The sequence below is a fragment of the Mycobacterium sp. ST-F2 genome (assembly GCF_001905655.1).
Classification (GTDB): Bacteria; Actinomycetota; Actinomycetes; order Mycobacteriales; family Mycobacteriaceae; genus Mycobacterium.
Map to the genome: position 1 here is coordinate 1 of NZ_JMHT01000017.1, position 12,641 is coordinate 12,641.

The 12,641-nt window shown below is 62.5% G+C and carries 13 protein-coding genes and 2 pseudogenes; 9 read left to right on the forward strand and 6 right to left on the reverse strand.

Annotation, left to right across the window (positions count from 1 at the left end; genetic code table 11):
- A pseudogene (locus EB75_RS07540) lies at nt 1-351 on the forward strand (ribonuclease D); the annotation flags it as partial.
- A gap of 114 nt (nt 352-465) precedes the next feature.
- On the opposite strand, the gene EB75_RS07545 reads toward EB75_RS07540, so the two are convergent.
- The 5 genes from EB75_RS07545 to EB75_RS07565 all read right to left on the reverse strand — a co-directional run bounded on the left by EB75_RS07545 (nt 466) and on the right by EB75_RS07565 (nt 4,006).
- Nucleotides 466-912: a lipoprotein LpqH gene (locus EB75_RS07545; protein WP_073694824.1), complete on the reverse strand. Its 447-nt coding sequence runs from the start codon at nt 910-912 to the stop codon at nt 466-468.
- A gap of 2 nt (nt 913-914) precedes the next feature.
- Nucleotides 915-1,844 carry an alpha/beta fold hydrolase gene (locus tag EB75_RS07550; RefSeq protein ID WP_061001704.1) on the reverse strand — a complete coding sequence of 310 codons (930 nt, stop codon included), beginning with the start codon at nt 1,842-1,844 and terminating at the stop codon, nt 915-917.
- An 8-nt stretch (nt 1,845-1,852) separates the two neighbouring features.
- Entirely contained in the window at nt 1,853-3,127 is a 1,275-nt protein-coding gene (locus EB75_RS07555) for a hypothetical protein (protein ID WP_061001703.1), read from the reverse strand.
- A gap of 160 nt (nt 3,128-3,287) precedes the next feature.
- Nucleotides 3,288-3,722, reverse strand: coding sequence for a type II toxin-antitoxin system VapC family toxin (locus tag EB75_RS07560; RefSeq protein ID WP_073694825.1), 435 nt, complete (start codon nt 3,720-3,722; stop codon nt 3,288-3,290).
- Complete coding sequence (locus EB75_RS07565; RefSeq protein WP_110783764.1) at nt 3,719-4,006, reverse strand: type II toxin-antitoxin system Phd/YefM family antitoxin; 288 nt, start codon at nt 4,004-4,006, stop codon at nt 3,719-3,721. Before EB75_RS07565 ends, EB75_RS07560 begins: the two co-directional genes overlap by 4 nt.
- A gap of 227 nt (nt 4,007-4,233) precedes the next feature.
- Here EB75_RS07565 and EB75_RS07570 point away from each other — a divergent pair, with 227 nt between their 5' ends.
- The gene (locus EB75_RS07570; RefSeq protein ID WP_073694826.1) at nt 4,234-5,247 is read left to right on the forward strand and encodes a hypothetical protein; all 1,014 of its coding nucleotides are present in this window, start codon (nt 4,234-4,236) and stop codon (nt 5,245-5,247) included.
- A 4-nt stretch (nt 5,248-5,251) separates the two neighbouring features.
- Here the strand turns inward: EB75_RS07570 and EB75_RS07575 are convergent, their stop codons facing one another.
- Nucleotides 5,252-6,190, reverse strand: a complete 939-nt coding sequence (locus EB75_RS07575) for a lecithin retinol acyltransferase family protein (RefSeq protein ID WP_073694827.1) — start codon at nt 6,188-6,190, stop codon at nt 5,252-5,254.
- Nucleotides 6,191-6,346: 156 nt separating this feature from the next.
- Between EB75_RS07575 and EB75_RS07580 the strand changes: the two genes are divergently transcribed.
- The 7 genes and pseudogenes from EB75_RS07580 (at nt 6,347) to EB75_RS07605 (ending at nt 12,637) form a co-directional block, all read left to right on the forward strand.
- Entirely contained in the window at nt 6,347-7,804 is a 1,458-nt protein-coding gene (locus tag EB75_RS07580; protein WP_073694828.1) for a type I restriction-modification system subunit M, read from the forward strand.
- Between the two features lie 2 nt (nt 7,805-7,806).
- A complete protein-coding gene (locus EB75_RS07585; RefSeq protein ID WP_286150121.1) occupies nt 7,807-8,934 on the forward strand; it encodes a restriction endonuclease subunit S in 1,128 nt (375 codons plus the stop codon).
- A gap of 92 nt (nt 8,935-9,026) precedes the next feature.
- Nucleotides 9,027-9,200, forward strand: a pseudogene (locus tag EB75_RS29890) (winged helix-turn-helix domain-containing protein); the annotation flags it as partial.
- Nucleotides 9,201-9,452: 252 nt separating this feature from the next.
- Nucleotides 9,453-10,745 (forward strand): AAA family ATPase, encoded by a 1,293-nt coding sequence (locus tag EB75_RS07590; RefSeq protein ID WP_286150122.1) that lies wholly within the window; start codon nt 9,453-9,455, stop codon nt 10,743-10,745.
- 2 nt (nt 10,746-10,747) lie between these two features.
- Nucleotides 10,748-11,827, forward strand: coding sequence for a 5-methylcytosine-specific restriction endonuclease system specificity protein McrC (mcrC, locus tag EB75_RS07595; RefSeq protein WP_073694830.1), 1,080 nt, complete (start codon nt 10,748-10,750; stop codon nt 11,825-11,827).
- Between the two features lie 66 nt (nt 11,828-11,893).
- Nucleotides 11,894-12,433 carry a hypothetical protein gene (locus EB75_RS07600; protein ID WP_073694831.1) on the forward strand — a complete coding sequence of 180 codons (540 nt, stop codon included), beginning with the start codon at nt 11,894-11,896 and terminating at the stop codon, nt 12,431-12,433.
- 18 nt (nt 12,434-12,451) lie between these two features.
- Nucleotides 12,452-12,637, forward strand: coding sequence for a hypothetical protein (locus tag EB75_RS07605; protein WP_073694832.1), 186 nt, complete (start codon nt 12,452-12,454; stop codon nt 12,635-12,637).
- Nucleotides 12,638-12,641: the final 4 nt, after the last annotated feature.

The following is a 12,641-nucleotide window of genomic DNA, read 5'->3' on the forward strand; positions in this document are numbered from 1 at the left end:
CAGAGGCGCAGTGCCCAGGTGTGGCTCGACGCGCTGGCCCGGGCCCGCGAGGCCGACCCGCCGGCGTCCGAGCCGAACAACGGACTGCCGCCGCCGGCGCGGTGGTCGCGCCGCAAGCCCGAGGCCTTTGAGCGGCTGGAGGCCTGCCGTAGTGGGTTGTCCCTCCTGTCCGAGCGGGTTTCGGTACCCACCGAGAATCTGTTGACGCCGGAGACCGTTCGGCGACTGTGCTGGGACTGGCAGCCGGCTACTGACGTCGCCGCCGCGGTCGACGAGTTCCTGGCCGCGGCCGGGGCCCGGCCGTGGCAGCGCGAGCTGTGCGATCCGGTACTGGCTGCCGCTTTGGGTTGACCCTGAAGCCAGGGCCCAAAAGTGCGAGTGGATTGCGCCGCCAGCTCAGGATCAACGCGGGTCCAGCTCAGCTCAGCGTTGATCCTGTATCCACGGCCACTCAGGCTCAACTGATCACGGCGCCCCGATCGCCGGCACCGTGTCGTGCGGCACCGCATCCTGATAACCCCGACACGTCGTCTGGATTTTGAACGTATGCCACCCCGATTCACCCTGATTCGGTGGCATGCGCCCGCTGACCGTGTAGGTGTCGTCGACTTTGATCCCCGTCACCTCGCGCGGATCGGCGACGAACCCCGTCGCGTCGTCGTACCGCAGCCCCACTTTCTGAACGACGATCTGGCCCACCTGGGTGAGCTGAATTCGGGCCAACTGACCTGACTTGCCCTGCGCCAGGATGACCAGACCGCCGCCATTGGGTTGCCTCGTGCAGACCACTTTGCCAGTGTCGATGGTGTGCGATTCTCCGTCGAAGACGATCGAGGTGACGGTCGGCGTCCCGGATTCGCAGCCGGCGATGAGCATGGTGCCGAGCACCGCCGCCAACCCGGTGCGCCGCATGGTCAGCGGGCGCCGAACGGCCGCCAGAGCAGCGGCGTGACGAACTCCAGGAAGTGCTCGAGCACCGCGTCGGGCGCCTCGATCTGCGGCCAGTGCGCGATGTCGTCGGCGAGCATCACCACGTCCGGGTTCGAGATGACCTCGCGGTACCGGGCGGCCATGTGGGCGCCCGAGTTCGGATCGGACGGTCCGTCGATCAGCCGCATCGGGATCGTCGTCTCCCGCATGGCACGCACCCAGCGGTTGCGATGGGTGTATCGGTCGTTGATGAAGCGGCCGACCTGGTGCATGACCTTCTTGCCGTCGTTGTAATCCAGGATTTCGTGGAACTTGTCCATCAGTTCCTTCGAGGGTTTGGTGTTGACGCCGAACATCTCGTTGATGGTCGGGTCGGCCAGCCGCCGCGACAACGGGGTGCCCTGCAGCGGGCTGATGATGTCGCCCAACGGAGTTCGCGACAACGCCTTCTGCAGCAGCCGCGGGGTGTACGACTCGACGAACAGCCCACCGTTGAGCCAGGTGATCGATTCGATGTTCAGCTTTCCATACGACTGATCGCCGAAGTGGTTGCGCGCCAGCAGTTCCTGGCACACCGAGTCGCCGATGTCATGGGCCAGGATGTGGACGGTCTGCACGCCCAGGTGCGCCAGCAGCGCCTCGTGCATGTCGGCGTGATCGGGCACCGAGTACTGGTACGCCGACGGTTTGGCGGAGAACCCCATGCCCATCATGTCCGGCGCGACGAGGGTGAACTTCTCGGCGAGCGTCGGCCAGATCAGCGACCAGTCCCAGGAATTGAACGGGTAGCCGTGGATGAGCAACAGCACCGGGCCGGTGCCGAGCTCCAGGCCGTCCTGGCGGTAGAAGATGTCGAATCCGAGATAGTCGAAATACTGGCCGGCGGACTTCCAGGCTTCGAGTTCGTCGTGCATGGGCGCGGCTATTGCTTGACGAACTTGCCGTCGGAGTACAGCACCCAGGAATCGGCGACAGCGACGGGCATGGATTGCCAGCCCCGGCTGATGGTCGACCCGTTCGTCGCGTCCACCACGAGCTTCTCGTCGGTGGTCTCGACGAACAGCTGCTTGTTGAACAGGCTGCGAACCCTGAAGTTCAGCGCAGCGGCCTTGTCCCGGGGCATGGCGTAAACCAAGTCACCGGTCAGTGAGTCCCGCACCTCGAAGGCATTGGCACTGTCACGGGACTCCGGCACCACCCCCACCAGCGGGGACCGCTCGTCGGCGAACTCGGTCGACGGCCCGATGACCAGGTTGCGCCGGTGCACGAAGTCATACGCCGCGGCCGGGTGGTAATACTCGGCACCCGCCTTGTTCTCCGGGTTGTAGATCAGCGCGACCAGCCCGACAGCCGAAAACACCGTCTGGCGCAGCGACCCGCAGTACTTGTCGTTGGTCTTCATGGCGAACGTATCGGCGTCGAAAATGTCGGCACCGGTGGCCAGATCGATGATCGCCTGGTGCGGGCAGCCGACGCCGCCCGCCCGCGTCGTCGACGGGATGTCCAGCACCGCGCCGCCGGTACCGAACGTCGCGTTGTCCAGGCGGCCCGGTCGGCTCCAGGCCTGCTTCGAGGCCGCGAAGTCGTAGCCGGTGGCCGTGTCGCCCGTGCCCCAGGCCACGACGTCACCCGTGGTACCGGCCAGCAACCCGATCGAAGGGGCCTGCTGCCCGTCGCCGTACCGGCCCACCTCAGCTTTCTTGCTGATCTTCTTGGTCTTCGGGTCGATCTGCGCCAGATAGACGACGGTGGCCTCAGGCTCCAGGTCGTGCGAGGGCACGCGGACCTCGAAGATGCCGGCGATGTACGGATTGTCGACCGGACCAGAGCTGGCATAGCGCTGGTAGGTGACGTCATCGCCGGGCAGCAGGTTCTTGGCGTCCAGGTCAATCTCACCGTAGGCGGGGTGGAACAGCGTCACTGTTCCCTCGTGTCCCCGGCCGTCGTAGTCGTTCTGGCCGAACCTCGACTCGATGAGGAAGTGTCCGTAGGACAGCCAACTGTCGGCCTTGAGCTGTAGTGATGTGGGCGCGGCAGGCGGCGCTGACGCGGTCGTCGTGGCCTTCTGAGCGGAGGACTTGACGGAGGTCACCTTCGGTGTCTGCGCGGGCTGCCCGCAGCCCGCCAGCAACAGCGCCACCGCAGCGCCGCCCGCCGCTGACCGTGCCAGCCGATTCAGATGATGTGAAGTCAGCACGTGCAGTTCCTCCCGCTCACAAGCCATCGATTCGGCGACAGTACTGCCGACCGTCGGAGGGTCGGCAATCGGCCTTGTGATCAGACATGGTGTGGCCGGCCCCCGAAACACTCCCAACGCTCAGCCCAAGCCCAAGCGCGCTGTGCAAGCCCCCGAGCAGTCATGTACGTCCTTCGGCCGCCAACTCGTCGGGATACACGATGTCGATCTCCGCGATTGACCGCGGAAAGTCCTTGCGGTTGTTGGTCAGAAAGCGATCAGCCCCCGCTGCGACTGCGGTTGCCAGGTGTGCCGCGTCCGCGGCGCGCAGACCATAGGACACCGCGAGCGCCAGGGACAGGCGGGCCGTGGGCGCGTCAAATGGCTGTAGCTCGAGTCGACTCAGCAGGCTCATGAGTGCTGCGCATTCATCAGATTCGGGGTCGTCGCGCATCGGCTTCGCGAGGACCTCAGTGAGCAGCAGAACGGAGCCGATACCTACCGCTTCGTCGGCATCGGCGTCCGCAAACAGGGCCGCAATCCGCTTACCAAGTGGATGATCCTTGGCTGCCGCGTAGATCAAGACATCGGCGTCGAAGGCGGTCTTTGGGCTCATCGACCGCTACGACCGCGGCGGACCTCTTTGACGAGTTCGTCCGCACGATCAGGATCCAGTACCGGCGTGCGGAGCGGCTCCGATCGGGCTGTCTGAAGCCGCTCGTCGATGCGATCGGCATCATTCCAGACCCCCGAAGCGCGGCGCGATCTGAGTACATCGGGACTCACCAGCACGGCGACGACGCGTCCGTGCCGGGTGATCGCGACCTCTTCTCCCCGCTCGACGCGATCGAGCTGGGCGGGAAGAGTCTCGCGCGCGGTGCTCGCACTGATCGTGGGCATGACAAATTGTACGTTCACGTACAACACCGGACAATGAGCTAGCGCTTGAGCCAATCGAACACAGGCCACGGCGCACCGTTTTGAGTCACTCGTTCGGTGCCGCGGCCGTACCACCGACCCAGTCGCCTGTATGCGTCCACTCAACTCCCCCGCTGTGCATCGCTCGGCCAGGCATGTCGGCCAGCTCAACTAGCATCCACAGCAACTAACCAGAAAAGGACGTCGGAATGCTTCGTCTCGTCGTAGTGATTGCGGTCGTGATCCTCGTCCTAGCGATTCTTGCCTTCATCGCAGGCGCCTCAGCACTGACTGCCACCGCTTCCGCGCTGGATCGAAAGAAACGCGGGCAAAGCTTCGACGTCAAGCAAAGTTTGAGTCATTTGCAGATCATGGCTGGCGCATGGATTCTCGCCTTCATCGCAGTGATCGGGGTTGGGATCGCCACGGACGGCGCTGGACTGCTGCCCACCCTTGGGGTATCGGCAATCGGACTCGCGATCACACACGGTGTGACGAGCCGTCGAGCCATGCCTAGCGGTCAAAGCCCCAAGGCCGCAGTGGCGACTAGGCAATCCCGCCAGGCACTTGAACGCGCCGAACTGACCAAGAAACTCGGCGCCAGCGGTGTCGCCTTGCTCGACGGAGCCGAGGCGGCCATCGATCGGATCAAGCATTCCGAAGCCGCTTCGGAGGGCTGGCTCGGCGACCCGGAGGATCTCGACTTCACGGAAGACCTGGCCATGATCCGCGAAAACTCCAGAACCACAATGGAACTCAATCGTTTGATCGAGGAATCCAGTAATCTCCCCGATCCCACGCCGTCCGATATCGCCATGATCGACGATGCGCGGACCAAGGTCAAACAATTGCAATCTCGCTCGCGGTCGCGAGTCAAAGCCCTTCGAGAATGCGCCGACAAGGCCGAGCAGATTGACCAGTCACTGCAGGACGAGCGCGAACAAGCACGTATCGCCGAGCAACGCGACGATGTCCGGAGTCGACTGGCGGCCCAGTTGTACGGCGTGGAAGCGGCACAAGTGCAGGAGCCATCGCCATCACTGGACAAGACCAGCGCACTCGCTGCCGCGTACATAGAGATCAGAGGATCACTCGGCCAAGAGCCCGCCGAGCCGCTCCACGAAGCAGACTCTCCGTCGAAAGCTTTGGACTCCACGGCCAAACGTAAGTCCAAGTCAGACGACGACTTTCTCGACCGCGCGTGGAAGTGGCTGACCGAGTAGCTGGCTACTCCGTCAGGTCCGAGGACGCTTCGTCGGGCGAGTCCGAGGCCCCGCCTTCGGAACCACTCAACTCCCCGCGAGCCGAAGGCATCCACTTGGTCGGCTTGATACCGCGAAGTTTCCGCGACGCCACGTACGCTCCGAACCCTGCCGCTGCAGCAACGACCGCGGGCGCAGCCGCTACAGCGACCGTGCCCGCGACCATCCCGCCGCCGACCAGTCCCCCAATCGCCGCCAGGCCGCTGGAAATACCCACTGCACTTGTGCCGACTACGCCTGCAGCTGACACGGCAGCCAGTCCGCCTGCGCCGGCCGCCACAGCACCCGCCACCGACGCGATGCGTCCGTCGCGCCGCGCATCGTTCTCTTCCGCCGGCAGGCTCTCGTCCTTGCGCAGCCCGACCTGCACGGCACCAATCGAAACCGCTGCCGGGCCCAACGCCAAGGCGAGCGGACCCATCGCCGCCCCGCCGCCGATAAGGCCACCGGCGGATGCAAGGCCAGACATGATCCCGGCACCGCTGACACCAGCGACCGAGCCAACAGCCCCGACTACACCTGCCGTGGCACCCAGCGACGTCGCAGCAGCTGCGCCTGTCGTCGTCAATGAGGACACCACGCGAACCTGTTGACTCGCAGTGCGACCAGTGCAGCACCAGGTGGAAAAGTGCTCGCAGTTGTTGGTGACCACGTTGTAGTCCCGGCTGCCGAGCTTCGACTCTGCGCGCTCGATCACCACGTCAGGCGTACCGCTGTCGCTGTACTCACGAAGGTGAACAATCGAATCGAGGGCGAACTCATCCATCGTCGTCCGCGACACCGAGGCGTCGGATTTTTTGCCGGGCTCTCCCGTGAAATGAATGACCGTCCCGTCACCGCAATCGATGCCGTGATGTGTGTAGCCCAAAGGCCTTGTCACCCAAATGTGGTCGCCTCGAGCCATTCGATCCTCACTGATGTCAACGGACGTAGTGCCGGGATCATCGCACAGGCAACAGACATCCCCGGCAGTCTCGCGCCACGTGCCCACGCTCCGCGGTTGTCGGTGGCCTCGTATATACAGTCCTGTTCAGGTTTGTACGGGGAGTTGAGGAGTGCCGTGATCACCGGTGAATTGAAGAGCAAGGTCGACCGCGTGTGGGATGCGTTCTGGTCGGGAGGCATCTCCAACCCGATCGAGGTGATCGAACAGATCACCTACCTGCTGTTCATCCGCCGCCTCGACGACCTGGAAACCCTGGCCGAGAATCGCGCGAGGCGAACTGGATCGTCCGAGGGGCTGCGGTTCGGGCCGGATCATCAGGATCTGCGCTGGTCGCGGTTCAAGAACGACGAGCCCGGCGTCATGTACGGGCTGATCGCCGACGGCGTGTTCCCCATGCTGCGCGGACTCGGCGGCGACGGATCCACGTATTCCGAGCACATGCGCGACGCCCGCTTCACCATCCCGACCCCGGCGCTGCTGTCGAAGGTTGTCGACATGCTCGATGACATCCCGATGGCTGACCGGGACACCAACGGCGACCTGTACGAGTATCTGCTGTCCAAGATCGCGTCAGCCGGGGTAAACGGGCAGTTCCGCACGCCGCGCCACATCATCGAGTTGATGGTGAAGATGACCGCGCCCGGGCCGACTGACGAGATCTGCGACCCTGCGTGCGGTACCGCCGGCTTCCTCGTGTCTGCGTCGGAGTTTGTGCGTGACACGCACGAGTCGGTACTGACCGACGCCGCGCAACGGAAGCACTTCCACAACAGCATGTTTCACGGCTACGACTTCGACTCGACAATGCTTCGCATCGGGTCGATGAACATGCTGATGCACGGCATCGAAGCCCCCGACATCCGCTACCGAGATTCGCTGTCAGAAGGAGCATCCGAGGATGCCGAGAAATACACACTGATCCTTGCCAATCCCCCGTTCGCTGGTTCGCTCGACTACGAGGCGACATCTAAGGATCTGCAGCGGGTGGTCAAGACCAAGAAGACCGAATTGCTGTTCTTCGCACTATTTTTGAAACTGCTGAAGCCCGGTGGCCGAGCTGCGGTGATCGTGCCCGACGGGGTGCTGTTCGGATCGTCCAAGGCGCATAAGGAACTTCGCCGAATGCTAGTCGAGGATCAGAAGCTCGACGGCATTGTGAAGCTGCCATCCGGCGTGTTCAAGCCGTACGCCGGCGTGTCGACAGCGATCCTGCTGTTCACCAAAACCAACTCCGGTGGCACCGACCATGTGTGGTTCTACGACGTGACGACTGACGGGTTTTCGTTGGATGACAAGCGAAATCCGGTGGAGTCTAATGACCTTCCCGATGCACTATCGCGGTGGGCGTTGCGCGACACCTCAGAGATGGACCGTGGCCGGACTGAGCAGTCGTTCTGCGTTCCGGTGGCCGATATCGTTGCGCAGGGCTATGACCTGTCGCTGAACCGGTACAAGGAGATCCTGCACGACGAGGTCGAGCACCGGCCGCCGCTGGAGATCATCCTGGAGATCGAGAAGTTGGACGGCGAGATCGCAAGTGGGCTGGCCGAGTTGAAGGCGATGCTGTCGTGAAGATGGTGCCGTTGCGTGAACTCATCAGCCCAGCCGGGTTCAAGGCCGGAAGCGACACCGCGTACCCCGTGTACTCGGTGACGAAGCATGCCGGATTTGTTCCCAGCACGGAGTACTTCAAGAAGCAGATTTTCAGCAGGGACCTCGACGGATACAAGCGGGTCCGGCCGGGCGACTTCGCGTACGCCACCATTCACTTGGACGAGGGATCCATCGGGATCGCCCCAACGAATGGCCTCATCAGTCCGATGTACACCGTATTTCGACCAGCTACAGATCTGGTTGATCCGCTGTACCTACTGCGCTTCATGAAGAGCCCCGCGGCGCTTGCACAGTACCCTCGATTCGGCAAAGGATCGGTACATCGCCGAAAGTCGATTTCGCTCGAAGCTCTTTGTGAGCTCAAGATTCCACTGCCCCCACTCAACGAGCAGCACCGCATCGCGGAGATACTTGATCGAGCGGACAATCTTCGCAACAGGCGGCGGCAACAGCTAGCTCAGCTGAGCGAATTGACCGACTCCATATTCGTTGCCAGTCTGGAAGACTCACGTCAGGTAACGTTACGGCCACTGGCTCAAGTCCTAGAAACTATCATCGACTACCGTGGAAAATCGCCCCAGAAAGCGGGCGCGGGAGTCCCCCTCGTAACAGCCGGAGTAGTCAAGGACCAACGAATACTTCCTCCACGCGAGTTCGTACTAGAAGGAGACTACGACGCTTGGATGCGGCGTGGGTTGCCGAAAATTGGAGATGTGCTCTTCACAAGTGAGGCCCCCCTCGGTGAGGTAGCACAAGTCGTAGATAGTCGGATTGCACTTGCGCAACGGGTAATCCTGTTAAGAGGGAAGTCCGACATCGTCGATAATCTGTTCCTCATGCATGCGCTCTCAAGTCGAGGCGTTCGCACACAGCTCCTGCAGAGATCCACCGGATCGACAGTGAGAGGCATCCGACAATCTGAGCTACTTCGGGTTGAAATCCCCTTGCTACCAATGGAATTACAGCGCGCATATGTGGCCAAGGCCGCGGCGCTCCGCTCTGTACGTTCGCGCGTTGAGCACGAGCTGATTCAGCACAACCAGCTATTCGCCTCCCTCCAATCCCGCGCCTTCCGAGGTGAACTATGACAGCGCCATCACAGATCGGCCGCTGGCCAGCATTTGTCCGACCGATGCTGGATGTCCTGAAAGATGGCCAAACCTGACGCACAGCAGAACTTTTCGATGCCGTCGCCGACCGAATGCAGCTCACCGCCGACCAGCGCGCTGAGACGCTCAGCTCGGGACAACTACGCGCTCGAAACCGAATGGGCTGGGCACTGTCGGCACTTACTCGGGCACAAGCTGTCACCAAGGCCCGAAGCGGTTATTCGACGATCACTGAAGCAGGCCAACAATTGCTCACAGATCACCCCGTCAACATCACCGAGGAAACGTTGGAGGCCATCCCCGCCTACCGGGACTACCAACCGAAGCCACGCCGCAGCACCGCCACTACTGAGGTCGTGGACGAAGTCCCGCCACATTGGTTCGTCGGTGCCTTCTACACCGACGGCGATGATGCGGGCGATCAGTCGGAGTCCTTCATTGCACAGGGCATTTGGCGCAACGGCTACGCGAACAAATATGTCGATGAGGTCAACGCGATGCAGCCTGGCGAGCGCATCGCGATCAAAGCTGCCTACGTCCGCAGTCGCGCGGACGACCTCCCGTTCGACAACCACGGCAATCCCGTCTCGGTACTCGGCATCAAGGCCACGGGCACGATCACCCGCAATCACGGCGACGGGCAGACAGTCGACGTCAGTTGGGATCCACCGCAGGCCATCCGTGAGTGGTATTTCTACACCAGCCGCGCCACAGTCTGGAGGGTCGTAGCTGGAGACTGGCGTGCCGATGATCTCATCGCCTTCACCTTCGACGGCGAGGATCAAGACATCGATCAGTTCCGCAATGCCCCGTTCTGGCGCGAACGTTTCGGCGACGAGATTCCCGAAACACCTGATTCCCTCATCGACGAAGAGTCGGACGATGAAGAGCCGGCAACCGATGTCGAGACCTACACCGTCCAGGACATCATCGCCGATGGCTGCTTCATCCCCGCCGACACCTTGACCGGGTACTTGGCTGCACTGAAGTCCAAGAAGAATCTGATTTTGCAAGGCCCACCCGGCACCGGCAAGACCTGGCTGGCCAAGCGCCTCGGCTACGCGCTCATCGGCGAGAAGAGCCGAGAATACCTGCACGCCATCCAATTTCACCCATCCACATCGTACGAGGACTTTGTTCGCGGCTGGCGACCCAGCGCGGACGGCAAGCTGGTGCTGGCCGACGGGGCCTTCCTGCAGATTGTCGAGCAAGCCCTCGCCGACCCCGGACACAACTACGTTGTGGTCATCGAGGAGATCAACCGCGGCAACCTCGCTCAGATTTTCGGCGAACTGCTCACGCTGCTCGAGGGCGAAAAGCGCGTGCCGTCCGAAGCCATCAACCTGACCTATCGGAAGGACGGCGAGGAACCGCTCTACCTGCCGCCGAACCTGTTCATCATCGGCACCATGAACCTGACCGATCGGTCGCTCGCAATCGTCGACTTCGCGCTGCGCCGCCGATTCGCTTTTGCCGACCTACAGCCGATGTTCAATACCGCATGGCGGCAATGGGTTTGCAGCCACAACGGAATACCCGAGGCGGAACTCACGACCGTCGCGGTGCGCATCGACGAGGTCAACCAAGTCATCGCCGCCGACCGATCCCTGGGTGAGCAGTATCAAATCGGCCACAGCTTCTTCACTCCGCCGACATCGCGCAACGTCCCTGACACACAGGACTGGCTCCGTCAGGTTGTGCAGCGCGAGATCCGCCCGCTCCTGGCCGAATACTGGTTCGACGAGCCTGACCGGGTCGATCGGGAGACCGACCGCCTGCTTGGTAATTGACCATGACTGGCGTCATCGTCAGCGGCAAGACCGAGATACCAGTCCGCAACCTGTGGCTGCTGATGCTGTATGCGTCCGAGCTGTACGCCGACAACCTCGACATTCGCGGCGCCGGCGCCGAGGCCCGACCAGACGAACTCCCCGACATGGTTGCCGAGATCCTCGCTCGTGCCATCGAACGCCGTCTGCAACGCAGCCTCAGCCGGGCCTACGTGACACGCAGCCGGCCGCTCACCCGGGTACGCGGCAGGATCGACGTCATCAAAACCGAAACAGCGCAGCTGCTTTCGCGGGGCCAGGTGGCGTGCCGCTATGACGAACTCGTCGTCGACAACCCCACCAACCGGCTGATCTGCGCCGGCCTGATTGTCGCCGGGACCATCGCACAGGACGGCGACCGCGCTCATCGTTGCCGTCAACTCGCCGGCATGCTCAGGCTGCAAGGAGTCACTCCAACGCTGGTCAGCCGCGCGAATGCCGACGCAATCACTTTGGGTCGTAATCAGATTGCCGACCTCGATGCGGTGAACGCGGCCCGACTTCTACTCCGGATGAACATCCCGAACGAGGAAGCCGGTACCGCGCACCGGATGTCACCCCGACGAGACGTTGCTGACATCCGCCGCCTGTACGAGGCCGCCGTGCGCGGCTTCTATCGGGCGACGCTGCGACCGCCCTGGCGGGTTCATGCTGGCGAAACCAAGCACAACTGGCCGCTGCAGGAACAGTCCCCCGGCGCGCTGGCGATCCTGCCCGTGATGCGCACCGACACCATCCTGGAACGGCCGGGCCGACGCATCATCGTCGAAACCAAATTCGCCGACGCCCTCAAGCCGAATCAGTTTGGTACACCCAAGCTTTCCCGCAATCACCTGTTCCAGCTCTACGCGTACGTGCAGTCCCAGCATGATCGGGACGAGTTGAGTGCGACGACCGAAGGCGTTCTGTTGTATCCCGTCGTCGGCGGAGAGCTCGACGAGTTCGTGGTGATCAACGGGCACCGGTACCGATTCCTCACGGTGGACCTTACTGCGGCGGCTACGGAGATCCGGCAGAGACTCATGGCCGTTGTTGTCGGTTAGCAGCGGTACGTTCGCCGTGTGCCCACGGATGCGCTACTACGTTGGAGGTCCGAACGCTGTGCAGCGTTGGACAGCCTCGAAGCAGTGCATGCGCGCGTCACCGAGAAAAAGCCTGGTCGCCAGTACGCAACTGAGCACCTCAACCTCGCGCTGTTCCTGCGTCTTGCCGCTGAGTTCCAGGGGTTCTGCCGGGACCTGCACACCGACGTGGCGCTCGCTATCGTCGCCGACCTCGACGACTTCTCAGGTGCTGAGGTCCACCGCAAACTTCTCCTATCGTCGCTACGGCGCGGCCGAAAACTTGACGTCGGCAACGCAAGCCCAGGCAATATCGGCAACGACTTCATGTATCTCGGCATGACATTGTGGGCGGATATCAAGAACCGGTACCCGACCAAAGGGCCAAGGTGGAACGCAGTCTTGGAGGATCTGAACAACGTTCGCAACGCCGTCGCCCACAGTGATGAGACGAAGCTGGCCATCGTTCGCACGCAACAGCCATTGACTCTGCGGACATTCCGAACGTGGCGCCGCGCGCTGAACGATGCGGCGACTGGCTTCGACACCGTGGTGCGCTCATACTTGGAAGACGTAACCGGAAAGTGACTGCAGGAGGTGGGAACCATGGCGGGGCGTAAGAAGGGCGAGTTCGCCATCGGCGACTCCGTCCACGTCGAGTTCGGGGGTCGGGACCTCATCGGCACTGTTACCGAAGTCAGCGGCTACCGTGTCTACGTCTCCGTGGAAATCGAAGGCTCCAACGAACCCTTCACCACCGTGTATCCAGCAGAGGAACTCGTACCTGCATAGTTCC